Consider the following 25,370-nt stretch of genomic DNA (forward strand, 5'->3'; position numbering starts at 1 on the left):
CGATAAAATTGATACTATTTTTCGAAAGTAACAAATATTATAGTTCCAATTATTATTGGTAAATTAGCGACATATAAAAATTTATTATGCCAACCGACTGTATCAGCTATCAGAATTCCGGATATTTCTCTCCTTTGATGAATGATTATTTAGACCAAAAGACAAACTTACAATCCCTATATAACAGATTCCCAACGCTTGAAAACTTTGAAGAACAAATTCTGGAGAAGCAAGCAAATTTTGATGATACTTCCCGAAAAACATTGGTTTCCGTTTTACAAAAACAATATTTAAATGTTGAAACTTCGGCTTTGACCAAACAAAATATTGACGCTTTAGGCAATACAAATACATTTACCATTACTACAGGACATCAATTAAATTTATTCAGCGGTCCTTTATATTTCTTGTATAAAATTATTTCGACTATTAATTTGACTACCGAATTAAAAGCGAAATATCCAACGTATCACTTCGTTCCCATTTATTGGATGGCAACCGAGGATCATGATTTTGAAGAAATCAATTATTTTAATTTTAAAGGTAAAAAATTCCGTTGGAACAAAGAAAGCGCTGGTCCTGTTGGTAGATTGTCTACTGAAGGTTTAGCTGATTTCCTTGAAGTATATGCGCTGGAATTAGGTTCCAGTACAAATGCAAATACACTCAAAAAACTATTTGAAGATTCTTATCTCAATCACGATAATTTAGCCGATGCTACGAGATTTTTGGCCAATGCACTTTTTGGCGCGTATGGTTTAGTCATTTTGGACGCAGATAATCAGGATTTAAAACGCAACTTCATTCCTTTTGTAAAAGAAGAATTATTGCAACAGTCATCCCATAAATTAGTATTGGAAACTGCTGAAAAATTAAAAGACTACACGGTTCAAGTGAATCCACGTGAAATTAATTTGTTTTATATCGAAGATGACATAAGAGAACGCATCATCTTTGAAAATGATACTTACAAAGTAAATCACACTAAAATCGAGTTTTCTGAAAGTGAAATTCTAACACTTTTAGAGAATCATCCAGAGAAATTCAGTCCTAACGTGATTATGCGTCCGTTATATCAAGAAGTGATTCTTCCTAATTTATGCTACATTGGCGGAGGCGGAGAAATCGCATATTGGTTAGAACTAAAATCCTTTTTTGCTGCTGCAAAAATAACTTTTCCAATCCTTTTACTTAGAAACTCTGTTCTATTAGCTACCGAAAAGCAAGCTAAAAAAGCAGACAAATTAGACTTGAATTGGGCCGATTTATTTTCAAAACAGGATAATTTAGTAAATACTAAAACCAAACAATTATCAGATTTCCCAATCGATTTAAAGCATTTGAAAACCCAATTGCAAAAACAATTTGAAGCGCTTTATGAAGTAGCAAATAAAACAGATGAATCTTTTATTGGAGCTGTAAAAGCACAGGAAGTAAAACAAACTAAAGGATTAGAAAATCTAGAGAAACGTTTGCTTAAAGCACAAAAAAGAAAATTAAGTGCTATTTTACAACGCATCACAAACTTGCAAAACGAATTATTTCCCAACCAAAGTTTACAGGAACGCCAAACTAATTTTTCGGGATTTTATTTAGAAAATGGTGACAATCTGATTCCAACATTGGTGAATCAACTCAAGCCTTTACAGTCTAATTTTGATATAATTACACTTCCTTAAAACCAACCAAAAACTAATGATCAAAGAACGCCTGATTTCACTGGATGTATTTAGAGGATTTACTATTTTATTAATGACCATTGTCAACAATCCAGGAAGCTGGGCGACAGTCTATCCTCCTTTATTACACTCCGATTGGAATGGTTGCACTCCCACCGATTTAGTTTTTCCATTCTTTATCTTCATTATGGGTGTAGCCGTTTCATTTGCAATGCCTACAAAAAATTTTGACAGCACCACTTTTAATAAAATAATGGTTCGTTCACTGCGCATGTTTTGTTTAGGAGTATTTTTTAATTTCTTTGGAAAAATACAACTCTTCGGACTGGAAGGAATCCCATTATTAATAGGACGATTAATCATAACCATTGGCGTTGGCTATGCACTGATGGGTAGTTTCAATTCAAAAGTAAAAACATATTTAGCCGTTGCTATATTTGCTATTTATCTATTCTTGGCTTACAGTGGCATTGAAGCTTATCAAGACGTAAGGCTTCCGGGCGTTTTACAACGCATTGGAATTGTATATTTTATAATATCTCTTTTGTATTTAAAAACTACCCAAAAAACGCAACTTATAGTAACTTCAACAATTTTATTGGGATATTGGGCAATAATGACACTGATTCCTGTTCCAGAAATTGGTTTAGCAAACCTTGAAAAAGGAACTAATTTAGCATCATGGATTGACAGTATTTTATTAAAAGATCATGTATGGGCCGTTACAAAAACTTGGGACCCCGAAGGAATTCTAAGTACTATTCCCGCTATAGCTTCAGGAATAATAGGATTGCTTATCGGTCAATTGCTCAATCGTCCATTACCAAAACTGGAAATTGCGAAAAGAATGGGAATTACAGGAATGAGTCTTATCATTCTGACACTTTTATGGTCTATTGTATTTCCACTAAACAAATCACTGTGGACGAGCTCTTTTGTTTTATATACATCCGGTTTAGCAATACTTTCTTTGACTCTTTTCTATTATGTGATTGATATTGCAAACTATAAAAATGGACAAAGCTATTTCTTGTTTGGGGCGTAAATCCAATGATTGTATTCTTCTTTTCGGAAATAATCCCACAAGGATTGGAAATGATTCAATTTCAAAATCCAGAAATTCCTTCTGAACAAATCAATCTTCAAAATTATCTGTATAGTTTTTGGATTGCACCCGTTTTCAATAATCCTATGACGGCATCCTTAGCCGGAGCTTTAATTTATGTAACTATTTGGTCTTTCATTTTAGGGCTGTTTTATAAACATAAATTAATCTTTAAGGTTTAATTTTTAAAAATTCCTGACTAATCTTAAATAAAGTCCTTTTAATTGGTGATTTATTAAAATAAACACATAAAAAAAGTTTACTTTTGCACCCAATTCGAAAAATTAAAAACACAAACAAAATGGCTACTAATAGAACATTTACAATGATCAAGCCTGATGCTGTTGCTAACGGACACATCGGAAACATACTTGCTATGATTACTAATGCAGGTTTCAAAATCATTTCTTTGAAATTAACACAATTAACTGTAGCTGATGCTCAAGCATTTTACGAAGTTCACGCTGCAAGACCTTTCTACGGTGAATTAGTTGAATTCATGTCAAGAGGACCAATTGTTGCTGCTATTTTAGAAAAAGATAACGCTGTTGAAGATTTCAGAACTTTAATTGGTGCTACAAACCCTGCTGAAGCTGCTGAAGGTACTATCCGTAAAGCATACGCTACTTCTATTGGAGAAAATGCAGTTCACGGTTCTGATAGCGATGAAAATGCAGCTATCGAAGGTGCTTTCCATTTTGCTGGAAGAGAGCAGTTTTAGATTTATGATTGAAGATTAACGAATTTTTGAATTAAGATTTAAAAATCCTATAAAACAGAAAATCCCGTTTCAAAAATTTGAAACGGGATTTTTTATTTACAATCACTGAAATCTAAAATCGTTGATCAACAATCTAAAATCATTATCTCAAAACTACATCCTTCACCACATCACGACGCAATTCTTCATTAATCATAGCCACAATTTTTGACCTGCCGTGACTTAATTCCTCTCGTAAAACTGACGAAGTTAACTCTACATACAATGTACTTCCTTTCAAAACTACATTGTTGGTATAACTGTTCACTCCATTACCCATCAGATTTTTCCACGCATCTTTAACGTCAATTTGATCCATTCCGGGTTGGAGTTTATTCACTTGGATAATTTGTTTCAAAACATCCCCTATCGTACTCTGATTATTTAGCCTTTTTGCCATCGCCCAGTAAATTTATTGATGTTGCTTTCTTGTAATGATATTCCGTTTTTTCCTTGTTCAACAATACTAATTCTTCCGCTGACAAAGCAATTAATTCCTCACTCCATTTCATGTACGGTGTCGAATAATCTAAAAATACTTTATCATCGGCAAATCGCACCGTTACGTTTTCATAAACATCATTCACCAAAAAAGTCCCATCCAATTGTGGCATCACTTTCTTCCGAATCCCTTTATTGTTGCTTATTTTGAAAAAATCATAACTTTCATTCATCCCATATTCCTTATCTTTTCCTTTTTCAAAAACAACTTTTTCAATTTCCCAATATCCATTTATTTTAGCAATATCGGCGGGCTTAATATTTTGCTGACATCCTACAAAAAGAAATACTATAAAAAGAATGCTAAATGTGTTTTTCATATAATTATTATTTTTAGGAGCTATTTCCTGCTGTACGCTATATCCACGCAAAAAAAGCGTGGGATACCGCTTCCATCAGGGCTAGGGAATTCGGGTTAAATCACGTTTATTCTAAATACAAAGTTACTCTTAATAAATTCAAAGAAAACAAAAATAGTAGAAACACATTAAACTATTTTCTATATTTTTGGTCTTAAAGGAATTAGAAATAAATCATTAGCAAGATGTCAAAAATAATCTACAGTTTTCTCATCGTATTATTTTGTAGTAGCTGCAGTCCCGAAACTACTGAACCAACTCCTACTCCAACACCTGCAGAAACAATCTATTTCCCACCATTAAATGGTACAACTTGGGAAACAAAATCTATTGCGAGTTTAGGTTGGAAACAATCCGCCGTGCAACCGCTATTAGATTATTTGGAACTCAAAAATTCTAAATCTTTCATTATTCTTATTAACGGCAGAATCGTAATGGAAAATTATTTCAACGGTCATGACGTCAATGCTTTTTGGTATTGGGCAAGCGCCGGAAAAACACTGACATCAACTGTAACAGGAATTGCACAACAAGAAAACCTGATCAACATCAATACTAAAGTTTCACAATACATAGGAACTGGTTGGACCAGTTTGCCTTTAGCCAAAGAAAACTTGATTACAAACAAACATTTACTCAATATGACTTCCGGATTAGATGACAGTACAGATCATGTTGATCCAGCAAGCCTAAAATACAAAGCGGATGCAGGAATACGTTGGGCGTATCATAATGTATATGTAAAATTACAGGATGTGATTGCTCAAGTCAGCGGTCAAACTTGGAATACCTATTTCAATACCAAATTGAAAGATAAAATAGGAATGGATGGCGCATGGTTTCAATTAGGCAATAATTCTGTTTATGGAAGTAATACTCGCTCCATGGCACGCTTTGGCTTGTTAATTTACAACAAAGGAAAATGGGAAAGTAATACAATAGTGAATGAAAACTATTTAAACGAAGCCACAAACACTTCACAAACTATAAATCTGGGATATGGCTATTTATGGTGGCTGAATGGAAAATCAAGTTATCATTTGCCACAAAGCCAACTTCAGTTCAATGGTAGTTTAATACCGACAGCTCCAGCCGATATGTATATGGCCTTAGGCAAAAACGACCAGAAAATCTATATTATTCCAAGCAAGAAAATGGTCGTAATCAGAATGGGAGATGTTGCAAATCCAGATAATCCAACTTTTGCTTTATCCGATTTTGATGAAACTTTATGGCAAAAAATTAGTGATTTATACCAATAAACCTACTTGGTTTTCAAACGTTTCATAAAACCTAAGACAAAGAAAACCAAACCTATTACCAACAAAAAATAATAGAAACCAAGACTTTTATCTCGGACAAGATTTGCCAATATAAAAGAAATGATGCTCACTAGATAGAGATACATCGGAGGTGTATTTTTTAAAGAAGAAAAATCCATTCTAATTATTATTTAAAAAAACTATCTACAAACTCATACTTATTAAAAACCTGAAGATCCTCAATTCCTTCTCCAACACCAATGTATTTTACTGGAATTTGAAACTGATCTGAGATTCCTATTACAACACCACCTTTTGCAGTTCCGTCTAGTTTCGTAACTGCTAAACAAGTAACCTCAGTAGCTGCTGTAAATTGTTTCGCTTGTTCAAAAGCATTCTGACCGGTTGAGCCGTCCAAAACTAATAATACATCGTGTGGCGCATCACCAACAACTTTTTGCATCACTCGTTTTACTTTGGTCAATTCGTTCATTAAATTAATTTTATTATGCAAACGACCTGCAGTATCAATAATAACAATATCGGCATTTTGTGCCACTGCTGATTGTAATGTATCAAAAGCTACCGAAGCAGGATCACTTCCCATATCTTGACGAACAATAGGAACGCCTACTCTATCCGCCCATATTTGCAACTGATCGATGGCTGCCGCACGAAAAGTATCGGCTGCACCCAAAACTACTTTATACCCTTGTTTTTTAAATTGATACGCTAACTTGCCAATAGTTGTAGTTTTTCCAACTCCATTCACACCTACCACCATTAAAACATACGGTTTCGTTTGTGTTGGAATTATAAATTCAGTGGCTTCCCCACTATTAGTCTCTGATAATAGAGCAGCAATTTCTTCTCTAAGAATTTGATTAAGTTCTTCTATACCAAGGTATTTATCTGAAGCAACACGATTTTCGATTCTGGTGATTATTTTTAATGTAGTATTCACACCAACATCTGAGGCAACAAGAATTTCCTCTAAATTATCTAAAACTTCGTCATCAACTTTTGACTTTCCGGCAACAGCTTTGGTTAGCTTCGAAAAGAAATTTGTTTTTGATTTTTCAAGACCTTTGTCTAATGTTTCTTTTTTCTCTGATGAAAATATTCTTTTGAAAAAACTCATTGTATAAATAGTATTAAGAATGAAGTATTTAAGTCCAAAGAACCAATACGTTTTTCTAACGGTAAATATAGAAAATAAAAAAGCTACTTCCGAATGAAAGTAGCTTTTCTATATAATGCTATTGTAAATTACTTCTTTTTCAAGAATTCATCAACTGCTTCTGGAGTCATAATAGATTCTACGAATGTATATGCTCCTGTTACTGGAGATTTCACCATTTTAATGGCTTTTGATAATCTCTTAGAAGATGTCTGTAACGATGCTACTGTTTTCTTTGCCATGACTAATTATTATTTAATTTCTTTATGAACAGTTACACGCTTCAAGATTGGATTAAATTTTTTAATCTCTAATCTGTCCGGAGTATTTTTTTTGTTCTTTGTTGTTATGTATCTTGAAGTCCCTGCAACACCTGATGTTTTGTGTTCAGTACATTCTAAAATTACCTGGATTCTATTACCTTTCTTTGCCATCTTGCTATTTTTTTATTTTGGAAGGGATTATTTAATAAATCCTTCTGACTGCGCTTTTTTCAAAACTGCAGCGATTCCATTTTTATTAATTGTTTTTATCGTAGATGCAGCTACTCTTAGAGTAATCCATCTATCTTCTTCTGGAAGATAAAAACGCTTTTTAACTAAGTTTACAGAAAATTTTCTCTTAGTTTTGTTCATAGCGTGAGAAACGTTATTTCCTACCATCGCTCTTTTACCTGTAAGGTCACAAACTCTTGACATTATACTTATCTTTTATCGTTATTCAAAATCAGGGTGCAAAGAAAAGAAAAATAAACCTATTAAGCAAAGAAAATATTACACATTTTTCAAAATTTCTTTCTGTAATAGCTCTAAACTTTTAATTACCGCTCTATCTATCACTTTTTCACGGGGTTGGCCAAAATTAAATTCTTCAACAATTACTTCGCTTGATGTTGCCAATGCGATAAAAACAGCTCCAACTTCCGCATTTGAGTCTCCTTTTAACGGCCCTGCGTTTCCAGTTGTAGCAATTGCATAATCCGTTTTCATCATCTTTTTTATGCTCAAAGCCATAGCTGAAACTACTTCCCTACTCACAACAGAATGCTCTTTTATGAGGCTTTCGGGAATACCCAAAACATTAATTTTAACTTCTGTAGCATACGAAACCACACTTCCTTTAAAATACTTTGAAGCCCCGGAAACCGATGTCAATACTGCTGCGATTTTTCCTCCTGTGCAACTTTCGGCAGTGGAAATCGTTTTATTTTGTTTTGTCAGCATTTTCCCCACTACAACCTCGAGGGTTTCATCATCATCAAAACCAACAATAATATCATTGATTATGGCAGCCAGCGAGTTTACATTTTCTTCAATGGCAGCCTCTAATTTTTCCTTATCAGTACCTCGCGCCGAAAGACGCAAACGAACTCTTCCCGGTGCAGGCAAATATGCTAATTTGATAAATTCAGGAAGGTTATTTTCCCATTCTTCAATACGCTCAGCAACCATACTCTCTCCTTGACCGTAAGTAAGAATTGTTTTATGAAGAATGTAGGGGCGCTTGTATTCACGGACAACTTTTGGAATTATCTCATGCTCTACTAAATATTTCATTTCGAAAGGAACTCCGGGAAGCGAAATAAATACTGTATTTTCCTTTTTCATCCACATTCCAGGTGCCGTACCTACCTGATTATGAAGTACCGTACATTTTGACGGAACCAGCGCCTGGTCTTTATTGATTTGCGTAATTGTTCGCTTATAAAAACCTTCTATAAGATGGGTAACATGAGTAAGAACTTTCTGATCAACAATTAATTCATCTTCAAAATAATCACAAAATGTTTTCTTGGTAACATCATCTTTTGTCGGGCCTAAACCCCCGGTAATAATAACCAGATCCACTCTGTTTTGAAGCTTCGCAAAAGTATCTAAAATATGTTTTTTATCGTCGCTTATCGAAATCATTTCGTTGATTTCAACACCAATTTTGTCCAACGATTTGGCAATAAAACCAGAATTTGTATCAACAATCTGGCCTATTAAAATTTCGTCACCTATAGTAACTATGGTTGCTTTCATTTTTTAAGTGCTATTTTTTTTGTGAGATTGCAATCCAAAAAAAAGGAAAGTATAAATTAATACGTTCCTTTTTTTGCGTGAGGGATAAAAGTGAAAATCCTCCCGATTTTTCTTCGGGAGATTACTTCACCTAATAATTATTTTCATAGGAGTTCAGTGAACTTCGTTTGTAACGGATAGCCCGACCCGCTTTTTCTGCGGGTCACGCCAAAATTTTACAAATTAAAGTCTTTTTTGATTTCTTTGATCGCATCGTTGACTTGATTCTTAACGCTCTTGAAAGTTTCTTTTATGTCTTTCTTTTTACCTTCAGCTTTGGTCCAGGCTTCGACTTGAAGAATCTCTTCAAAAGCCACGTTTAAACCCATTAAATCAAGCGTAGGTTTTATCTTGTGTGCATAGGCATAAGCATGCTTATGGTCTTTCTTTTTTATCCCTTCTTTGATTTGCAATAAATCGTCTGGAACTTCAGTAACGAACAAAGTCAAAATTTCATTTACAAATTCTGGATCGTTGTCTGAAAGTGCGTACACTTTTGAAAGGTTGTAGTTTATAGCCATTATTTTACTTGTATTCTAAATAGTTGTTGTCCTTCTAAAAACCCTTCTAAAACATCATCCGGCTTTACAGCAGCTACTCCTTCTGGAGTTCCCGTAAAAATAATATCCCCAATTTTTAAGGTAAAAAACTGAGAAACATGCGAAATTAGTTCATCAATTTTCCACAACATAAGATTAGAGTTACCTATTTGTACCGTTTTATTGTTGTTGGTTAATTCAAAAGTAATATTTTCTAATGAACTAAATTGATTTTTTGGTAAAAATTCTCCTATAACCGCCGAACCGTCAAATGCTTTTGCCTTTTCCCAAGGCAGCCCTTTTGCTTTTAATTTATCTTGTAAATCCCGAGCCGTAAAATCTATTCCTACACTAATTTCGTCATAATATTTATGCGCAAACTTAGGTTCAATATACTTCCCCACTTTATTGATTTTTACAATAATTTCGATTTCATGGTGAACATCTTCCGAAAATTCAGGAATTACGAACGGATGTTGTTTCAATAAAACAGCTGAATCCGGCTTCATAAAAACCACCGGTTCTGTGGGTCTTTCGTTGTGCAATTCCTCTATATGGTTGGTATAATTTCTACCAATGCAGATTATTTTCATAACTTGGGTTTTGGGTTTTAGATTTTAGGTTTTAGGTTTTTGAATATCTTACTCCCAAAACCTAATACCCAATATCCTGATACCTATTTTGTATTCAGTTTTCTAAGTTTGATTGCCGTTAAAACTTTTTTGGTATACAAAGGAAAATCGGCATTTTGAATCCAACTAAAATAACCTGGCTCCGTTTCTAAAACCTTGTCTACTTTTACTCCTTTGTGTTTTCCAAATGAAAAAATCTCTTCATTATCTTTATCAAAAGCTATCATTCCGGCAAAATCAGCAATCTTTTTTCTAGTTGAAAATTCCGAAAGCAATTTCATGTCATTTTCCAATTCCGGATAACGATCCAATTGTGCTTTAAGGATTTCATAAGTTGCCATAGTATCCGCTTCCGCAGAATGTGCATTTTCCAGTCCTTTACCACAATAGAATTTTAAAGCTGCTGACAAGGTTCGTTCTTCCATTTTGTGAAAAATTGTTTGAACATCTACTGACACTTTTCCTTTCATATCAAAATCTACTCCAGCACGCAATAATTCTTCCGCTAATAACGGAATATCAAAACGATCCGAATTAAATCCAGCCAAATCACTGTCTTTAATCATATTATAAACTTGCGCTGCCAGCTCATTAAAAGTCGGTTCATTCGCCACTTTTTCATCGGTAATTCCATGAACAGCTGTTGTTTGTGGCGGAATTGGAATCGTTGGATTAACCAGCCAAGTTTTGCTTTCTTTGTTTCCGTTTGGAAAAACTTTAAATATTGAGATTTCTACAATTCTATCTTTTCCGATATCAATTCCTGTGGTTTCAAGATCGAAAAAGCAAATTGGTTTATTGAGTTTAAGTTCCATTTTTAAATTTTGTGTGGATACAAATATAGAAATTTGGGTTTAATTTGGCTTAAAGTTCAACGTTTAAAGTTCCAAAAAACCTCAAAAAAAGAAAACCCGATTGATTTTTAAAAATCAATCGGGTTTTTATAGTAATTATAAACTTTTAAACATCTCTGTTTACATCAAAAGTTTCTAAGTATTCAGCGACTCTTTTTACAAAACTACCTCCTAATGCTCCATCAACTACTCTATGATCATAGCTGTGCGATAAGAACATTTTTTGACGAATCCCGATAAAGTCTCCTTCTGGAGTTTCAATTACTGCCGGCATTTTACGGATTGCTCCAAGAGCTAAAATCCCCACTTGCGGCTGATTAATGATCGGCGTACCAAAAACACTTCCAAAAGTCCCCACATTCGTAACCGTATACGTTCCGCCTTGTGTATCATCTGGTTTTAGTTTCCCCATTTTAGCACGACCTCCTAAATCGTTGACCGCTTTTGCCATTCCAACTAAATTCAGTTGATCCGCATTTTTAATTACTGGAACAATTAAGTTTCCGTTTGGCAATGAAGCCGCCATTCCAAGGTTAATGTTTTTCTTTTTGATAATAAAATCACCATCTACAGAAATATTCATTCCAGGGAAATCTTTCAGTGCCTTAGCAACTGCTTCCATAAAAATCGGCGTGTAAGTCAATTTCTCCCCTTCTCTTTTTTCGAAAGTAACTTTATTTTTCTCTCTCCATTTTACAATATTCGTCACATCCACTTCAATAAATGATTGTACGTGAGCCGATGTTTGTACCGAAGCGACCATATAACCCGCAATTAGCTTGCGCATTCTGTCCATTTCTATGATTTCATCACCACCACTTAAAGATACCGGAGCTGCTTTTTGAGCAACTGGAGCTGAAGTTGCTTTTTGAACTGCTGCAACCGGAGTCGAAACTACAGGCTGGCTTGTTCTATTTTTTACGTACTCTAAAATATCATTTTTAGTAACTCTTCCATCTTTACCAGTTCCAGAAATCGACTCTAATTCGGCAACCGAAACACCTTCTTCTTTGGCTATATTTTTAACCAAAGGCGACAAGAATTTTTCGGAATTTGAGAAATCTGCTGGAACAGCAACCGCTTCTTTAGCTGCATCAACTGTTTTTTCAATTGCGGCAACGGCAACCGGAGCTGCAATTTCTTCTACAGCCGCGCTATCAGTTTCAATAATAGCAATAGTTTGCCCTACCTGAACTAAATCATCTTTACCGAACAGTTGTTCCACTAAAATACCCGAAACTTCGCTAGGCACTTCACTGTCTACTTTATCAGTAGCAATTTCAAGTACCGCTTCATCGGCTTCAATTTTGTCTCCAACTTGTTTCAACCAATTTGTAATGGTCGCTTCTGCAACGCTTTCTCCCATTTTTGGAAGCTTTAATTCAAATCTTGCCATATTGTTAACCTAAAAGGTGATTTTGATTTTCAGTTTGCGAAATTACTAAATATTTTGAATATAAATTACATTTAATGTAATTTTTCACTCTAATTTTATAATCTGACCCCTTTCGTTACTATTATTACTTCCAATTAAAAAGTTAGCATTTTTTGGTATAATTTTAAAGGTAATCCCGACGCTTCGGGACTTATTCCTTGAAGATTCGAGAATTGCGATACTTTCTTTGAAAGAAACGAATTCGTTATCCAGAATTATTTCGGTTTCATTCCCTATTTTAATCGAAGACGAAATTACCATTTTTTCTGTTTTTAAATCGTGAAATGCAACTTTTTTTTGTAAAACCAAAGCCAATTTCTCTACTAATTTTTCCGAACAAGAATAAAGCAGATATGATTTTGGAGGGATTATTATGCTGGGCTTCCCTTGAAACATTTTCACAAAAGAAAAAAAGACAATTCCTACTTTCATAAAAATGCTAAAAAAAATCGATCCCGGACCGTCAGTACTAAAATGCTTTTTATAAAAGAAATGCATCGCTTTCTGAAAACGCTTCATATAAGTCTCATCTTTAATTGTACTTTCCCCTTTATAGTGGATAACTGAGGTTTCATGGAAATAATAATTAGATTTCCCTTTTTGCAAAAATCGATACGATAAATCAATGTCATCGGAGTACATGAAACAATCTTCATCAAATCCTCCTGCTTCAAGAAACAAATCTCGTTTCATGAACATAAAAGCGCCAACAAGAATATCAACTTTTCCCGTTTCGCTTTCCTTTAAATGTTGCGCGTAATATTTACCAAATAATCTTGCTTTGGGAAATAATTTATATAAAGCTGTAATTTTAGTAAAAGCCACCCAGGGAGTTGGAACGCCACGTTTGCTTTCCGGCAGAAAATTTCCGGTTCCATCAATGAGTTTACACCCTACAATACCCATTGAATCGCTTAATTGCGAAGAAAGAAGCGATTTTGCGAAAGCCAACACTTTAGCAAATGTATCTTCAGCGACAACAGTATCAGGATTAAGAATACATATGTACTCCCCTTGAGCTTGAGCAACTCCTACATTATTGCCTTTTGGAAAACCTAAATTTTCATTATTTTGAATGAGTTTTACGTTTGGAAAACGTTGCTTCATCATTGCACAACTATTATCGGAAGAATTATTATCGATTACAATTATTTCACTGTCAATGGTTTCTAACGCACTTTGAACGCTTAAAACACATTGTTCCAAAAAATAGCGAACGTTGTAATTGAGAATGATGACGGATAGTTGCAAAGCTTATTGTTTTAGTTTTTTGGGATTTTGTTTCGTATTGAAAACTCTCAAAATCACAACACTTTCTTTCTCTGCAGAATAGATAATTTTAAAACTCCAAATGGTTGCAAATCTAACTTTTTCGATATTAATTATTGGCTCAACCGGAAATTTATAAGGAAAATTCAACAGAGAATTTGCCAAATCATAAATTTCATTAAATACTAAAATGGCATTTTGAGGACTTTCTTTTTTTATGTACTTATAAATAGCTTCTAATTCATTTGATGCTTTTTTACTCCAAAGCACTTTCATTAATCTAAAATCTTTTTTCGGACTTCTTCACTCGAATAGGTTTCTAACTTTCCTTCACTCAATTGATGCAAAGCCTCATGAATGTCCTTTGTATATTCTTTTTCAGATATTGGGTTTCCTTCTGTATCATAACCAACAATATTTTCTTCATCAAGAAGTTTCGCTATTTTACTAAGAATTTTATTGTCATTAATGTTCAAAATTCTCTGCGTGATGTTGATTTTTAAGGTTTCTGTTTTCATGATACAAATTTTTAACTACTCAAATTTACGATATTTTACTGAAAATCAAAAAACATGTTTCTCCTTAGCCCCGATTACTTCACTAAACTTATATTTTCATGGGAGTTCAGTGAACTTCGTTTGAAGTGAAAATCCTTTCTCGTCCTGAACTTGTTTCAGGATCCTGAAACAAGTTCAGGACGAGAAAGATTGCAACGAAAAGCGAGAACGATGTCTCCAAATAAAACCCAAATCATTCGCTCCAAATTCTAATTTTAATTCTTAGAATCAATTACTTTTGACAAATAAAAGCTACTAACGATTCTAATTTTAATTCATTGAAAAAGATATTCTTCTTATTATTCTTGTTTTCTATTATTACTGCGGAGGCTCAAATTTTGGGTTGTACCGATCCTCTTTCTAAAAACTACAATCCAGCTGCTACTATCAATGACGGAAGTTGTGACTATTCTTCGGTAAAAATTAAACCAAAATATTCCGTTAAATTAGATGCAATTCTGAAAGAAACTTCCAGTTTAATACAAAGCGATACGCTGCTATGGACCAGTAATGACGACACTGATACAGCTCTTTATGCTATTGATACCAAAGGTGTTATTCAAAATAAAATTCAACTGAAAAATGTAACTAATACCGACTGGGAAGAAATTTCGCAAGACAGTCTTTATTTTTATATTGGTGATTTCGGAAATAATGCCTCCGGAAATAGAAAAGATCTCCATATTTTACGGCTTGAAAAACAATCGCTTTCGCAGAACAACCAAAAAATTGATACGCTTTCGTTTTCGTATTCTAATCAAACGGATTTTACAAAAACCAAGTCCAACGCAACCAATTTTGATTGTGAAGCTTTTATTGTTTCCGGAGACAACATTTACTTGTTTACCAAACAATGGAAAGAAAAAAGAACCAGTGTTTATGTGATTCCAAAAATTCCCGGCCACCATATAGCACAATTAAAAGAATCCTATAATGTGAAAGGATTGATTACCTCAGCAACGTATCTCGCTGAAAAAAAGCTGCTTGTTCTTTGTGGCTACAATACCATTTTATCTCCATTTATTTATCTGTTTTACGACTACAATGATTCCGGTTTCTTTTCTGGAAATAAAAGGAAAATCAAAATTTTACTTCCGTTTCATCAGATGGAAGGTATCAGTACGCAAGACGGCCTTCATTATTATCTTACCAATGAAAATTTCGTCAGAAAACCGATTATAAATATCCCACAGCAGTTGCATGAATTTGATTTAAGTATGTTTCTAATCAATCATCTGAAACAATAATTGTTAATGAAATCTTAGAATCAACTAAACTATTGGCAAATGGACATTTAATAGCTTACTTTTGCAAAAAATTTAGCCCTGTGAATTACTTATCAGTTGAAAATATCTCGAAATCTTTTGGAGAAAGAACACTTTTTGAAAATATTTCTTTTGGAATCAATAAAGACCAAAAAATTGCCTTCATAGCCAAAAATGGCTCTGGAAAAACGACCATTATGAGTATTATTAATGGTTTAGAAGAATCTGATACCGGACAAGTAGTACTAAGAAAAGGCATAAAAATGGCTTTCCTTTCGCAAAATAATAATTTGCAAGACGAATTGACCATTGAAGAAAGCATTTTCGCATCAGATAATGAGACTTTGAAAGTGATTGAGGCGTATGAAAAAGCATTAGAAAATCCTGAAGATGAGGAAGCCTACCAAAAAGCTTTTGACGGAATGGATCAGCACAATGCATGGGATTTTGAAACGCAGTACAAGCAAATTTTGTTCAAACTGAAGTTGGAAGATTTCAAACTGAAAGTAAAAAATCTTTCGGGTGGACAGAAAAAAAGGTTGTCGCTGGCTATCATTTTGATTAATCGTCCTGATTTATTGATTCTGGATGAACCTACGAATCACTTGGATTTAGAGATGATCGAATGGCTGGAAAGTTATTTTGCCAAAGAAAATATTACATTGTTTATGGTGACGCACGACCGTTTCTTTTTGGAGCGTGTTTGTAACGAAATCATCGAATTAGACAACGGAAAATTATACCAATATAAAGGAAATTACTCGTATTATTTAGAGAAAAAAGAGGAACGCATCGCATCCGAGAATTCTAGTGTGGATAAAGCGCAGAATCTTTTCGTGAAAGAATTAGAATGGATGCGCCGCCAGCCAAAAGCGAGAACGACCAAATCGAAATCGCGTCAGGATGATTTTTATGACATTAAGGAAAAAGCGCAAAGTCGCCGTCGTGAAAATAAAGTAGAGCTGGAAATTAATATGGAACGTATGGGAAGCAAGATTATCGAGCTTCACAAAATTTCCAAAAAATTCAAAGACCATGTGATCATGGATAATTTCAGTTTTGATTTTCAACGTGGTGAACGCATTGGAATCATTGGAAAGAATGGAACCGGAAAATCGACTTTCTTGAATCTTTTGACTGGAACTTTACCGCTTGATGGAGGAAAAGTAGTCATAGGTGAAACGATAAAAGTAGGTTACTATACACAAAGCGGAATTAACCCAAAACCGGGTCAGCGTGTGATTGATGTGATTAAGGAATACGGAGAATTCATTCCGTTGATGAAAGGAAAATTGATTTCGGCTTCACAATTATTGGAGCGTTTCTTGTTTGATGCTAAAAAACAATACGATTTTGTCGATCGTTTGAGTGGTGGAGAATTGAAACGTTTGTACTTGTGTACGGTTTTGATTCAGAATCCAAACTTCTTGATTCTGGATGAGCCTACCAATGATTTGGATATTGTGACACTGAATGTTTTGGAAAGCTTCCTTTTGGATTATCCTGGATGCTTAGTTGTAGTTTCTCACGACAGGTATTTCATGGATAAAATTGTGGATCACTTATTCATTTTTAGAGGTGATGGTGTGGTGGAAGATTTTCCTGGAAATTATTCTGATTTTAGAGCCTACGAAGACAGTGCTGATGTGGCTCAAAAAGAGGAAAATAAAGCAGATAAGAAAGACTGGAAACAAAACAATCCAACTGGAAACCTTACGTTCAACGAGCAAAAAGAATTCCAAAAAACGGAACGAGAAATAAAAGATTTAGAAATTCAGAAAGCAACTATCGAACAATTATTCTCGGATGGAAAAATTGCCGAAGCTGACATTGAAAAGAAAGCCAACGAATTGAAAAACATCATCAATAAAATTGAAGAGAAAGAAGAACGATGGTTTGAGTTGAGTGCGAAGATAGAGGGATAGAATTAGTATTCAGTGTTCAGTCGCAGTTTGCAGCATGAAACACTTTCTTCAAATAATATTCTAAACAACACCCACAACAGAATGAGATTCTGTTGTGGGTGTTGTTATTTAAAGCAAAAAAGTGATTATAAATTCGTAAGAAAAATTAGAGCAAATTAAAAGTCCATTTGATGTTTTGTAGTTTATTTTATATATTTTTGAGAGAAATAAAGCCTGATGTTTGTCAGACCAAGCCACCCAATTTTGGGTAGATTGGGATGATTTTGTCAGACCTATAAACAAGTTAGCCGTAATTATAAAAAAATCGTGCATAGAAAAACCAATCAAAAAAATGAAGAAATCAATTTTAATTATAAGTTTACTATGTTTAACTATTTCCTGTTTTAGTCAAAAAGCGAAGAATTCAAAAAACAATTTAAAACAAAAAATAGACAATTATCTAAAAGAAATTATTGAAGTTAATGAAATTCCAGGTTCAGCAGTTGCAGTTATAAAAAATGGAAAAGTTATCTACGAGAAATATTATGGAAAAAGTTCAATAGAAGAAAATACGCTTGTAAATGAAAACAGCATTTTTAGATTATATTCCACTACCAAATTGATTTCAGCGGTTGCTGTTTTTCAACTTATTGAGAAAAACAAATTATCATTAGAAGATAAAATTGCTAAATATTTGGATAATCTTCCTGAAGAATGGCAAGATGTTAAACTCAAAAATCTAATAACACATTCATCAGGTTTACCAGATATTGTAAAATTTGAAGACATTCCGTATTCTTTAGATGAAAGTGAAAAATGGTCGCGGTTATGCAAAAAACCAATGGAGTTTGAAACTGGGGATTATTACAGTTACAATCAAACCAATTATTGCTTACTTACAAAAATTATTGAGAAAACATTTGGATCAACATTTGAAGATTATGTATTAAAAAATCAATTCCCTTCTGCAAAAAAGGGAGTTATTTTCTCAGCAAATTCTTCAGAATCCATTCCTGATAGAGTTATTCATCATCTCTTTGATTTTAAAAAGAATAAATATGAAAGATTTAATGCTGATCACGGTAAAATTCATAATTCAGGAAGTGGTTTGAATATTACATTGAAAGAATTTATAGCTTGGAATGAAAGATTAGATGAAAATATTCTTTTAAATCCAGCAACAAAAAATTCAATATGGAGCCCATTTCAGTTTAAAAACACGAAAGACAACTTTCTTTACGGTTGGGGAATATACGAAACAAAATAAAATCATTTGGTTTTAGTGGTGGAAATATGACAGCTTTTAGAAAATTTATTGATAATGATTTGACTATTATATTTTTATCAAATGGCTATAAAAATTATAATGTAGAAGAACAAGTAATTGACCATATTGCTGGTATAGTTGATGAAAAATTATTGGACAGTAATTTATTAGCAGATGAAAAAATCACATCTGATTTTTATAAAAATGATTTTGAAAAAGCAGTGAAAAATTATGATACAATAAAAAACCAAAATCCGACACGAAACTTCGAAAACAGATTAATTACGATTGGATATAATTTGATGAATAATGAAAATTTAAAAGACGCAATTAAAGTTTTTGAATTTAACGTAAAAGAAAATCCAAATTCTTCAAATGCTTATGATTGTGTAGCCGAAGCGTATTTTGCAAATGGACAATTAGAATTATCAAAACAGAATTATCAAAAATCATTTGATATGTATTCAGGAAATACAAACGCAAAAGATATGGTTAATAAAATTGATGAAATGTTGAAAAAATAATAACTACGGCTAATCGAGTAGACGGGTCCGCCAATAACTGACGGACTGCGCCTCTCACACCACCGTACGTGCGGGTCCCCCCTCTTCGAAGTTTACAATAGTTCTCGGTTAAGCTGCGCAAATATCTCTGACTTTGCGCCCTAACAATGGGCAACAAAACAATAAAGCAAAAAACCACAACAAAATCTAATATCTGTTGTGGTTTTTGTTTTATAAACTCGTAGCCTATGTAATGGTTTACGCCAAAAACAAGGTCTTCTTGTGATAATTATATAAAATCGAATCGTAAAGGGTTACTTTAGGCGCTACTATTTCTGAAGAAGCATCAAACTTGATACCGTTGTATTTTCGGAACAAGTAAATCTCTTTCAAACAATTAGCCAAACTCTTATGGATTAATGTTTTAAAAGTCGGCAATTTTTTGTCTCCTACCAATAAATCAATTTGGTAATTCGAACTCGTTTTCGATATATTATTTCCGATGATTCTTACAGTAAATTTTGTCGGAATTCCGTTTTGTTCCCCTTTATACTCTATTACCATAGTATTTAAAATTAAAATGTGGTTAAATTAGATAATGTTTAAACTTTTATATTTATTGAATTCTATATTAAAGATACTAATATAAAGAAAACTGCATAATAACAGCCCCTAAATTATTAATTTACAACAAAACTAATTAATAAAACGGTTTTGAACCTCATTTAAAACTCTAAAAATTTCATAAATTATTGGGTAGTCCTGATTTACAATCCATACCAACAAAGTCGAGTAACAAAATAGCGGTTGAAATTCGTGTAGTCAAAAATCCCAGTATCATGAATTACTTGAGAGTATGAATTATTTTGCGTATTTTTGAATTATACTATTTAAAACATGAATGCAATAGAAAGCCATACCGAGGATATAACTAAATTATGCAAAATGCATAATGTTAAGTCATTGTATGCATTTGGTTCTGTTTTGACTGAAAAATTCAATAACGAAAGTGACATTGACCTAATCGTTGAATTTCAACCGTTAGATGTTTTAGATTATGCCGATAATTATTATGATTTAAAATTCTCATTAGAAACCATATTAAAAAGACAAATTGATTTGCTTGAAGAAAAAGCTATTAAAAATCCTTATTTCAGAAAAACTATAAATCAAAACAAACAACTGATTTATGGACAATAACATTAAAACTTGGCTTTATGATATTTTAAGTTCAATTAATGAAATCGAAAGTTATTTTATTGATCTACCAAAAGAATTTATAGTTTATGAAAATGATTTAAGGACTAAAAGAGCTGTTGAAAGGAATATTGAAATAATTGGCGAAGCAATGAATCGAATTTTAAAAGAAGATAGCGAAATCATTATTTCGAACTCCAGAAAAATAGTGGATGTTAGAAATAGAATAATTCATGGTTATGATTCGGTTTCTGACGAGGTGATTTGGGGAATTGTAATTCGACATTTACCCATTCTACAAAAAGAAGTCGAAAAAATGCTAGGGGAATAGAAAACCTTAACCCACAAGAAAAAACCACAACAAAATTAGATTTTGTTGTGGTTTTTAATTTTATAAATAAATAATTCCTACCAAGGAATCGGATTGTAATCTTTCAAGAACTTCCCACACCAATGTTTTCCAGTATTGATACCGTCAAACAACGGATCCATAACTCGCGCCGCACCATCAACAATGTCTAATGGCGGTTGGAAATCTTCTTCTTCCTGTTTTCTTTTGGCTAATTCTGCCGGATCTTCGTCGGTTACCCAACCCGTATCTACCGCATTCATAAAAATCCCGTCTTTCGCCAAAGTTCCTGAAGAAGTATGGGTCAGCATATTCAAAGCGGCTTTGGCCATATTAGTATGCGGATGGCGGTCTTCCTTAAAAAAGCGATGAAACTTCCCTTCCATAGCCGAAACGTTGATGATGTGTTTTTGTCCAGTGTTGTCTTTCTTCATCACTTCCGAAAGGCGGTTACACAATACAAAAGGCGCCACCGAATTCACCAGCTGCACTTCGATCATCTCCGTCGTTTCTATTTGTCCCAATCGCAAACGCCAGCTGTTTGTTTTTCTTAAATCCACTTGCTGCAAATCGGCGTCAAGTTCTCCTTCCGGAAAAACTTCATTTGCCACCAGCGCATTATCAAACGAATACGGAATCTGGGATAATTTGGCGGAAGCCCGCAACCCAATTCCAGGTTCCGGTCCGTGCCAAGTCACCGGCATATTTTGATTTGAAGAAGCTCCAGATGTCAATACTTTTAATTCATCCAAACAATTGGTATGATCCAGTAATAGTTCTTGCGCTTGTAGCGGCAAAGAAGTTATAGGAAGTTCTTCATTTTCCATTAAATGGGTATAGAATCCGGCGGGGCGTCTCACGGTTTGTGCCGCATTATTGATCAAGATATCCAAACGCTCGTATTTTTGCTCAATAAAGTTACAAAAAATCTCCACACTGGGAATATGTCGTAAATCCAATCCGTGAATTTTTAAGCGATGTCCCCAATCCATAAAATCATCTTCCTTAGAAAAACGCAAGGCCGAATCCACCGGAAAACGAGTCGTCGCAATAACTGTTGCTCCACCCCGCAACAGCATCAAAGTAATATGATAGCCAATTTTCAGACGAGAACCTGTAATAACGGCAACTTGTCCGTTTACATCTGCAGTTTGAAAACGTTTGGCATAATTAAAATCGCCACAATCTGTACACATCGTATCATAAAAGTGGTGCATTTTAGTAAATTCCGTTTTACATACATAACAATTTCTGGGAGTTTCCAATTCTAATTGTTCTTTGAGAGCGAGATGGTTCATAGCCAATAGTTTTGGTGCCACAAAAACACTCGCTTCGCGGGCATGACGGATTCCAGTTTCCTTGCGGGCGGTTCTGTCGCGCTTTTCCATTTTCCGTTTGATTGCTAGCTTTCCGTCCTTTTTTCTACGGGAAAGTTCGTCACGATCCGGTCTGGAAAACATTCCTGCCGCTTTGATTAAAGCTGTTCTTTGTTCTTTTGGGATATCAAATATTTGGTCTGTATCCGTATTCAATTGTGCCAAAATAGCGATGCATCGGTCAATTTCTTCCGAGCTTATGGCACTTTTATGTTCTATTTGTTCAATCATTATCGTAAAAAATGAATATTATTCTTGGTGTAAATTATAAATTCAAAATAAAAATTATTCTAAGTTTTTAATTCTCAATTCATCTGAATTTACATGCTTAATTTCCCCCTCATCATTGAAAAATATCTCAATATCAATAGGCTTTTCTAATTTGAATCTCTTCAACCACTTCTTAGATTTATCTGCGTAATAAAAAACATTCTTACGATTATCATCCGGTTTTTTCACTCCGTAATGTCCTCTATTTTTTTCATTAACAATTGAAAGACTTATATGAGCATCTCTAGTCCTTTTAACCAAATCCTTTTCTGTGTAGATTTTTACATAACTTGAAAAATTCTTCTTGATCTCTTCAAGTTGATATTCTTCTTCAAAATTTAAGGTATTGGCAAAATCATTTAAAAGATCGATTACAGGTTTTCCATAATTTTTCTTTTCTAATTTTTCCTTTTTCTCTTCAATATAGCTTTTAAAATCTGTATTTATAAACGAAAGAAATGATTTTATCAAGTAAGATGATTGGTTATTGATTGGATCAATTAATCCATTATTTTCATCTGTAAATATTTTAAGTAACATATTAAAAACGGAGTCATCTTCTTTATTCCAAAACAAATGACATTTCCTTTTATATTCTAACTTATCAAACGATTGTTTAGCGATATAAGATGGTTTAGGCGTTAGATAAATGACATAAATCTCAGGTTTTAAGCCCATTTCATTATAATATACTTCTAAACCAATTAATTCATCTTCTAATTGTGAATCATTTTTGCTAATTGATAAATCTGTAATTTTATTTTCCAAACATATTGCATATAAAATTTCTTTTGATTTATCTTCAATAATCTCCAAGACAATATCTATATCGCGTCTCTTTTTTTTACTTTCAATATTTACTGTCAGCTCAGGCAAAATATTAATCGAATATCCTGAATATTTAGATAAATCTGTTATCTTACCTCCAAACTGTATGTTTTTAAGAAACTCATTATCAATCGTTAAAACTTTATTTAAAAAACTTTGCAATAAAAGGCATGAAAAACCGTGATCCTCATTTGGGTCAAGCAAATATGCTAAAAACGAACTTACATTAGGCTCATTTATTGAACCGTCATTTGATGATAAAATTCTAAAAATATTCATTGGTAAGTTTGTCTTTATTATTAAAAAAATCTATTAATTCCAAGGGTGCAAATATACTATTTAAAGTGAATAGTATTTAGCATGAAATGATTCGTGTAATACCTGAATTATTACTAATTACCAAGGCATACGCTTTAGGAATTAACCGTGTTTAATCTGTAAGTGAATTAACTTTTAAAATATTTTAACTTTAGAATCTGCATAAATCTGCAAAATCTGCGTGCCTATATTTTTCACGCAGATTTTACAGATTCACGCAGATTATTCATTCCGTACTACTTACTCCTTTTTTGTATCTTCGCCCCTACTTTGCAAATGTCTCTATGTTATTCCAAATAAAATCGTACTTACAATTCCTTTGGCACTCAAAAAATGAGCATGCAGTACATTCACCGTTTGTATTTACTTTATTGACCAAATGCTTTTATGACAAAAAATCAAAACCCGAATATGCAATTCTAAGGAATTACAGAAAATCACTTTTAGAAAACAACAATACTATTGAAGTAACTGATTTTGGCGCAGGTTCGAAAGTGTTCAAGTCCAACACAAGAGTAATCTCCAAAATTGCAAAAACTGCGGGAATTGCTCCAAAACGCGCCGAACTATTATTTAGAATTACGAGTTATTTGCAGCCAGACCCGAGCGATAGCGAACAGGCGAAGCAATCTATTTTAGAAATTGGTACTTCATTAGGATTAGCAACCGCTGCGCTTTCATTAGGTAATTCAACAGCAAAAATAATCACTTTAGAAGGTTGTCCGGAAACGGCAAAACAAGCTCAAAACCAATTTAAACAATTTGGTTTAACCAATATAAATTCAATCGTAACCGAATTCAACGCTTATTTGAGTAAACTTCAAACTTTAAACTTTAAACTCATTTATTTCGACGGCAATCACTCCAAGAAAGCGACGGTAGACTATTTCGAATTATTACTTTCTACGATTACTAACGAAACCGTTTGGATATTCGATGACATCCATTGGTCGCCAGAAATGGAGGAAGCTTGGGAAATCATAAAAACCCATCCAAAAGTGACCGTTACCATTGATACTTTTCAGTGGGGATTGGTATTTTTTAGAAGAGAACAGCCCAAAGAACATTTTGTAATTCGCGTTTAACGCAAAAAAAAATGACAGCCATTACTGGCTATCATCTCTTCAAATATTGATTGAATTAGTAATTCCTTATTCTTTAGCTTCTTTCATTTCAGCTGATTTTGCGCCCATTCTATTTACTTTCAACATTGGAGCAAATTTGAATTTTAAACCAGCAATTTTTCTGTTATCTTCAGACGAAAGCCCTTCTTTTTCAACAGTGTTTTTTCTGCTGTCAAGTGCTTCATACATTAGTTTAATTTCATCCCAGTCTTCACGTGAATAACTATCTTTATTATCTTCAGCAGTATGGATGAATTGTTGGTAAACACTATGTATATTGTCTTTGTTTACCCAAGCAAAACTCATATCATCTCCAACTTTACCTTGACCAAATAAAGCATTTCTTAATTGCTGTTTTGAGCTTACTGTTACATCAGCAGTTGGTTGCTCAGCTTCTTTTTCAGCTTGAATTTTAGCCTTCAAAGCTTCATATTTAGCATTTGCTGCATCAAGACGTTCCTGCGCAGCAGCATTGTCTTTCATGTTTGCTAAAGCTGCTTGAGCATCTCCACTTCTTAATTGATAAGTCGCTTCAATTCCTTCCCAGTTTTCTCTAGCATCTTCTGCGGTAACATTACCTAATGAATCTACATACATTACATAAGTATCAACTTTTTTCTCCGCTTCAACAGCTTTTTCATCTTTACAAGCTGTAAATCCTAAAGCGATTACCGCTAAACCTAACATCAATTTTGTATTTTTCATAATTACTTGTTTTATTAAATATTATACAAGCAAATATAACTCCCACAACACTATATTCAATAAATAACC

General features: G+C 33.6%; 30 protein-coding genes. 12 read left to right on the top strand and 18 right to left on the bottom strand.

What is annotated here, in order from left to right; all coding sequences use genetic code 11:
* The first annotated feature begins 86 nt into the window (after positions 1 to 86).
* From bshC to ACM55F_RS08330, 4 genes are all read left to right on the top strand, one after another.
* A complete protein-coding gene (gene bshC, locus ACM55F_RS08315; RefSeq protein WP_416853347.1) occupies positions 87 to 1,679 on the top strand; it encodes a bacillithiol biosynthesis cysteine-adding enzyme BshC in 1,593 nt (530 codons plus the stop codon).
* 16 nt (positions 1,680 to 1,695) lie between these two features.
* On the top strand, positions 1,696 to 2,724 hold the full coding sequence (locus ACM55F_RS08320) for an acyltransferase family protein (RefSeq protein WP_416853348.1): 1,029 nt from the start codon (positions 1,696 to 1,698) through the stop codon (positions 2,722 to 2,724).
* A 5-nt stretch (positions 2,725 to 2,729) separates the two neighbouring features.
* Complete coding sequence (locus ACM55F_RS08325; protein WP_416853349.1) at positions 2,730 to 2,966, top strand: hypothetical protein; 237 nt, start codon at positions 2,730 to 2,732, stop codon at positions 2,964 to 2,966.
* 119 nt (positions 2,967 to 3,085) lie between these two features.
* On the top strand, positions 3,086 to 3,505 hold the full coding sequence (locus tag ACM55F_RS08330) for a nucleoside-diphosphate kinase (protein ID WP_416853350.1): 420 nt from the start codon (positions 3,086 to 3,088) through the stop codon (positions 3,503 to 3,505).
* A gap of 142 nt (positions 3,506 to 3,647) precedes the next feature.
* Here the strand turns inward: ACM55F_RS08330 and ACM55F_RS08335 are convergent, their stop codons facing one another.
* Both ACM55F_RS08335 and ACM55F_RS08340 read right to left on the bottom strand, forming a co-directional pair.
* Positions 3,648 to 3,944 carry a DciA family protein gene (locus tag ACM55F_RS08335; protein ID WP_035673647.1) on the bottom strand — a complete coding sequence of 99 codons (297 nt, stop codon included), beginning with the start codon at positions 3,942 to 3,944 and terminating at the stop codon, positions 3,648 to 3,650.
* The gene (locus tag ACM55F_RS08340; RefSeq protein WP_416853351.1) at positions 3,925 to 4,365 is read right to left on the bottom strand and encodes a lipocalin family protein; all 441 of its coding nucleotides are present in this window, start codon (positions 4,363 to 4,365) and stop codon (positions 3,925 to 3,927) included. Before ACM55F_RS08340 ends, ACM55F_RS08335 begins: the two co-directional genes overlap by 20 nt.
* Positions 4,366 to 4,589: 224 nt before the next feature.
* On the opposite strand from ACM55F_RS08340, the gene ACM55F_RS08345 reads away from it, so the two are divergent.
* Positions 4,590 to 5,666: a serine hydrolase domain-containing protein gene (locus tag ACM55F_RS08345; RefSeq protein ID WP_416853352.1), complete on the top strand. Its 1,077-nt coding sequence runs from the start codon at positions 4,590 to 4,592 to the stop codon at positions 5,664 to 5,666.
* 187 nt (positions 5,667 to 5,853) lie between these two features.
* Here ACM55F_RS08345 and ftsY read toward each other — a convergent pair whose 3' ends face one another.
* From ftsY to ACM55F_RS08405, 12 genes are all read right to left on the bottom strand, one after another.
* The gene (gene ftsY / locus ACM55F_RS08350; RefSeq protein WP_416853353.1) at positions 5,854 to 6,807 is read right to left on the bottom strand and encodes a signal recognition particle-docking protein FtsY; all 954 of its coding nucleotides are present in this window, start codon (positions 6,805 to 6,807) and stop codon (positions 5,854 to 5,856) included.
* A 128-nt stretch (positions 6,808 to 6,935) separates the two neighbouring features.
* Positions 6,936 to 7,088 carry a DUF4295 domain-containing protein gene (locus ACM55F_RS08355; RefSeq protein ID WP_143386768.1) on the bottom strand — a complete coding sequence of 51 codons (153 nt, stop codon included), beginning with the start codon at positions 7,086 to 7,088 and terminating at the stop codon, positions 6,936 to 6,938.
* A gap of 9 nt (positions 7,089 to 7,097) precedes the next feature.
* A complete protein-coding gene (gene rpmG / locus ACM55F_RS08360) occupies positions 7,098 to 7,280 on the bottom strand; it encodes a 50S ribosomal protein L33 (RefSeq protein ID WP_017495179.1) in 183 nt (60 codons plus the stop codon).
* A 27-nt stretch (positions 7,281 to 7,307) separates the two neighbouring features.
* Entirely contained in the window at positions 7,308 to 7,544 is a 237-nt protein-coding gene (gene rpmB, locus ACM55F_RS08365) for a 50S ribosomal protein L28 (RefSeq protein ID WP_024980263.1), read from the bottom strand.
* 75 nt (positions 7,545 to 7,619) lie between these two features.
* Complete coding sequence (locus ACM55F_RS08370) at positions 7,620 to 8,870, bottom strand: CinA family nicotinamide mononucleotide deamidase-related protein (RefSeq protein ID WP_416853354.1); 1,251 nt, start codon at positions 8,868 to 8,870, stop codon at positions 7,620 to 7,622.
* A 215-nt stretch (positions 8,871 to 9,085) separates the two neighbouring features.
* Entirely contained in the window at positions 9,086 to 9,430 is a 345-nt protein-coding gene (locus ACM55F_RS08375; protein WP_282732276.1) for an Hpt domain-containing protein, read from the bottom strand.
* A complete protein-coding gene (locus ACM55F_RS08380; protein ID WP_143386772.1) occupies positions 9,430 to 10,041 on the bottom strand; it encodes a fumarylacetoacetate hydrolase family protein in 612 nt (203 codons plus the stop codon). Before ACM55F_RS08380 ends, ACM55F_RS08375 begins: the two co-directional genes overlap by 1 nt.
* An 83-nt stretch (positions 10,042 to 10,124) precedes the next feature.
* A complete protein-coding gene (locus ACM55F_RS08385) occupies positions 10,125 to 10,895 on the bottom strand; it encodes a 3'-5' exonuclease (protein WP_282732278.1) in 771 nt (256 codons plus the stop codon).
* Positions 10,896 to 11,040: 145 nt separating this feature from the next.
* Positions 11,041 to 12,330, bottom strand: a complete 1,290-nt coding sequence (locus ACM55F_RS08390) for a dihydrolipoamide acetyltransferase family protein (RefSeq protein WP_416853355.1) — start codon at positions 12,328 to 12,330, stop codon at positions 11,041 to 11,043.
* 84 nt (positions 12,331 to 12,414) lie between these two features.
* Complete coding sequence (locus ACM55F_RS08395) at positions 12,415 to 13,620, bottom strand: glycosyltransferase family 2 protein (RefSeq protein WP_416853356.1); 1,206 nt, start codon at positions 13,618 to 13,620, stop codon at positions 12,415 to 12,417.
* Positions 13,621 to 13,623: 3 nt separating this feature from the next.
* The gene (locus ACM55F_RS08400; protein ID WP_416853357.1) at positions 13,624 to 13,914 is read right to left on the bottom strand and encodes a type II toxin-antitoxin system RelE/ParE family toxin; all 291 of its coding nucleotides are present in this window, start codon (positions 13,912 to 13,914) and stop codon (positions 13,624 to 13,626) included.
* On the bottom strand, positions 13,914 to 14,156 hold the full coding sequence (locus ACM55F_RS08405; RefSeq protein WP_416853358.1) for a hypothetical protein: 243 nt from the start codon (positions 14,154 to 14,156) through the stop codon (positions 13,914 to 13,916). The genes ACM55F_RS08400 and ACM55F_RS08405 overlap by 1 nt, the downstream gene beginning before the upstream one ends.
* A 317-nt stretch (positions 14,157 to 14,473) precedes the next feature.
* Here ACM55F_RS08405 and ACM55F_RS08410 point away from each other — a divergent pair, with 317 nt between their 5' ends.
* From ACM55F_RS08410 to ACM55F_RS08425, 4 genes are all read left to right on the top strand, one after another.
* Positions 14,474 to 15,442, top strand: a complete 969-nt coding sequence (locus tag ACM55F_RS08410) for a T9SS C-terminal target domain-containing protein (protein ID WP_416853359.1) — start codon at positions 14,474 to 14,476, stop codon at positions 15,440 to 15,442.
* A gap of 80 nt (positions 15,443 to 15,522) precedes the next feature.
* The gene (locus tag ACM55F_RS08415) at positions 15,523 to 17,385 is read left to right on the top strand and encodes an ABC-F family ATP-binding cassette domain-containing protein (protein WP_416853360.1); all 1,863 of its coding nucleotides are present in this window, start codon (positions 15,523 to 15,525) and stop codon (positions 17,383 to 17,385) included.
* Positions 17,386 to 17,716: 331 nt separating this feature from the next.
* On the top strand, positions 17,717 to 18,631 hold the full coding sequence (locus ACM55F_RS08420; RefSeq protein WP_416853361.1) for a serine hydrolase domain-containing protein: 915 nt from the start codon (positions 17,717 to 17,719) through the stop codon (positions 18,629 to 18,631).
* 26 nt (positions 18,632 to 18,657) lie between these two features.
* The gene (locus ACM55F_RS08425; RefSeq protein ID WP_416853362.1) at positions 18,658 to 19,155 is read left to right on the top strand and encodes a tetratricopeptide repeat protein; all 498 of its coding nucleotides are present in this window, start codon (positions 18,658 to 18,660) and stop codon (positions 19,153 to 19,155) included.
* Positions 19,156 to 19,392: 237 nt separating this feature from the next.
* Here ACM55F_RS08425 and ACM55F_RS08430 read toward each other — a convergent pair whose 3' ends face one another.
* On the bottom strand, positions 19,393 to 19,698 hold the full coding sequence (locus ACM55F_RS08430) for a hypothetical protein (protein ID WP_416853363.1): 306 nt from the start codon (positions 19,696 to 19,698) through the stop codon (positions 19,393 to 19,395).
* Between the two features lie 333 nt (positions 19,699 to 20,031).
* Between ACM55F_RS08430 and ACM55F_RS08435 the strand changes: the two genes are divergently transcribed.
* Together ACM55F_RS08435 and ACM55F_RS08440 are read left to right on the top strand one after the other, a co-directional pair.
* Positions 20,032 to 20,334 (top strand): nucleotidyltransferase family protein, encoded by a 303-nt coding sequence (locus tag ACM55F_RS08435; RefSeq protein WP_143388175.1) that lies wholly within the window; start codon positions 20,032 to 20,034, stop codon positions 20,332 to 20,334.
* Positions 20,324 to 20,662, top strand: a complete 339-nt coding sequence (locus ACM55F_RS08440) for a HepT-like ribonuclease domain-containing protein (protein ID WP_416853364.1) — start codon at positions 20,324 to 20,326, stop codon at positions 20,660 to 20,662. Before ACM55F_RS08435 ends, ACM55F_RS08440 begins: the two co-directional genes overlap by 11 nt.
* 77 nt (positions 20,663 to 20,739) lie before the next feature.
* On the opposite strand, the gene ACM55F_RS08445 is transcribed toward ACM55F_RS08440, so the two are convergent.
* A complete protein-coding gene (locus ACM55F_RS08445; protein ID WP_416853365.1) occupies positions 20,740 to 22,287 on the bottom strand; it encodes an SDR family NAD(P)-dependent oxidoreductase in 1,548 nt (515 codons plus the stop codon).
* A 54-nt stretch (positions 22,288 to 22,341) separates the two neighbouring features.
* Complete coding sequence (locus tag ACM55F_RS08450; RefSeq protein ID WP_416853366.1) at positions 22,342 to 23,433, bottom strand: PD-(D/E)XK nuclease family protein; 1,092 nt, start codon at positions 23,431 to 23,433, stop codon at positions 22,342 to 22,344.
* 323 nt (positions 23,434 to 23,756) lie between these two features.
* Here ACM55F_RS08450 and ACM55F_RS08455 point away from each other — a divergent pair, with 323 nt between their 5' ends.
* Complete coding sequence (locus ACM55F_RS08455; protein WP_416853367.1) at positions 23,757 to 24,557, top strand: O-methyltransferase; 801 nt, start codon at positions 23,757 to 23,759, stop codon at positions 24,555 to 24,557.
* Positions 24,558 to 24,623: 66 nt separating this feature from the next.
* Here ACM55F_RS08455 and ACM55F_RS08460 read toward each other — a convergent pair whose 3' ends face one another.
* Positions 24,624 to 25,301 (bottom strand): hypothetical protein, encoded by a 678-nt coding sequence (locus tag ACM55F_RS08460; protein ID WP_416853368.1) that lies wholly within the window; start codon positions 25,299 to 25,301, stop codon positions 24,624 to 24,626.
* Between the last annotated feature and the right edge of the window lie 69 nt (positions 25,302 to 25,370).

This window comes from Flavobacterium melibiosi, assembly GCF_048158545.1.
In the GTDB taxonomy this organism is placed as follows: domain Bacteria; phylum Bacteroidota; class Bacteroidia; order Flavobacteriales; family Flavobacteriaceae; genus Flavobacterium; species Flavobacterium melibiosi.

Coding starts and splice junctions, on each gene's coding strand:
- bshC (WP_416853347.1), top strand. CDS start 87: ATGCCAACCGACTGTATCAGCTATCAGAATTCCGGATATTTCTCTCCT.
- ACM55F_RS08320 (WP_416853348.1), top strand. CDS start 1,696: ATGATCAAAGAACGCCTGATTTCACTGGATGTATTTAGAGGATTTACT.
- ACM55F_RS08325 (WP_416853349.1), top strand. CDS start 2,730: ATGATTGTATTCTTCTTTTCGGAAATAATCCCACAAGGATTGGAAATG.
- ACM55F_RS08330 (WP_416853350.1), top strand. CDS start 3,086: ATGGCTACTAATAGAACATTTACAATGATCAAGCCTGATGCTGTTGCT.
- ACM55F_RS08335 (WP_035673647.1), bottom strand. CDS start 3,944: ATGGCAAAAAGGCTAAATAATCAGAGTACGATAGGGGATGTTTTGAAA.
- ACM55F_RS08340 (WP_416853351.1), bottom strand. CDS start 4,365: ATGAAAAACACATTTAGCATTCTTTTTATAGTATTTCTTTTTGTAGGA.
- ACM55F_RS08345 (WP_416853352.1), top strand. CDS start 4,590: ATGTCAAAAATAATCTACAGTTTTCTCATCGTATTATTTTGTAGTAGC.
- ftsY (WP_416853353.1), bottom strand. CDS start 6,807: ATGAGTTTTTTCAAAAGAATATTTTCATCAGAGAAAAAAGAAACATTA.
- ACM55F_RS08355 (WP_143386768.1), bottom strand. CDS start 7,088: ATGGCAAAGAAAACAGTAGCATCGTTACAGACATCTTCTAAGAGATTA.
- rpmG (WP_017495179.1), bottom strand. CDS start 7,280: ATGGCAAAGAAAGGTAATAGAATCCAGGTAATTTTAGAATGTACTGAA.
- rpmB (WP_024980263.1), bottom strand. CDS start 7,544: ATGTCAAGAGTTTGTGACCTTACAGGTAAAAGAGCGATGGTAGGAAAT.
- ACM55F_RS08370 (WP_416853354.1), bottom strand. CDS start 8,870: ATGAAAGCAACCATAGTTACTATAGGTGACGAAATTTTAATAGGCCAG.
- ACM55F_RS08375 (WP_282732276.1), bottom strand. CDS start 9,430: ATGGCTATAAACTACAACCTTTCAAAAGTGTACGCACTTTCAGACAAC.
- ACM55F_RS08380 (WP_143386772.1), bottom strand. CDS start 10,041: ATGAAAATAATCTGCATTGGTAGAAATTATACCAACCATATAGAGGAA.
- ACM55F_RS08385 (WP_282732278.1), bottom strand. CDS start 10,895: ATGGAACTTAAACTCAATAAACCAATTTGCTTTTTCGATCTTGAAACC.
- ACM55F_RS08390 (WP_416853355.1), bottom strand. CDS start 12,330: ATGGCAAGATTTGAATTAAAGCTTCCAAAAATGGGAGAAAGCGTTGCA.
- ACM55F_RS08400 (WP_416853357.1), bottom strand. CDS start 13,914: ATGAAAGTGCTTTGGAGTAAAAAAGCATCAAATGAATTAGAAGCTATT.
- ACM55F_RS08405 (WP_416853358.1), bottom strand. CDS start 14,156: ATGAAAACAGAAACCTTAAAAATCAACATCACGCAGAGAATTTTGAAC.
- ACM55F_RS08420 (WP_416853361.1), top strand. CDS start 17,717: ATGAAGAAATCAATTTTAATTATAAGTTTACTATGTTTAACTATTTCC.
- ACM55F_RS08425 (WP_416853362.1), top strand. CDS start 18,658: ATGACAGCTTTTAGAAAATTTATTGATAATGATTTGACTATTATATTT.
- ACM55F_RS08430 (WP_416853363.1), bottom strand. CDS start 19,698: ATGGTAATAGAGTATAAAGGGGAACAAAACGGAATTCCGACAAAATTT.
- ACM55F_RS08435 (WP_143388175.1), top strand. CDS start 20,032: ATGAATGCAATAGAAAGCCATACCGAGGATATAACTAAATTATGCAAA.
- ACM55F_RS08440 (WP_416853364.1), top strand. CDS start 20,324: ATGGACAATAACATTAAAACTTGGCTTTATGATATTTTAAGTTCAATT.
- ACM55F_RS08445 (WP_416853365.1), bottom strand. CDS start 22,287: ATGATTGAACAAATAGAACATAAAAGTGCCATAAGCTCGGAAGAAATT.
- ACM55F_RS08450 (WP_416853366.1), bottom strand. CDS start 23,433: ATGAATATTTTTAGAATTTTATCATCAAATGACGGTTCAATAAATGAG.
- ACM55F_RS08455 (WP_416853367.1), top strand. CDS start 23,757: ATGTTATTCCAAATAAAATCGTACTTACAATTCCTTTGGCACTCAAAA.
- ACM55F_RS08460 (WP_416853368.1), bottom strand. CDS start 25,301: ATGAAAAATACAAAATTGATGTTAGGTTTAGCGGTAATCGCTTTAGGA.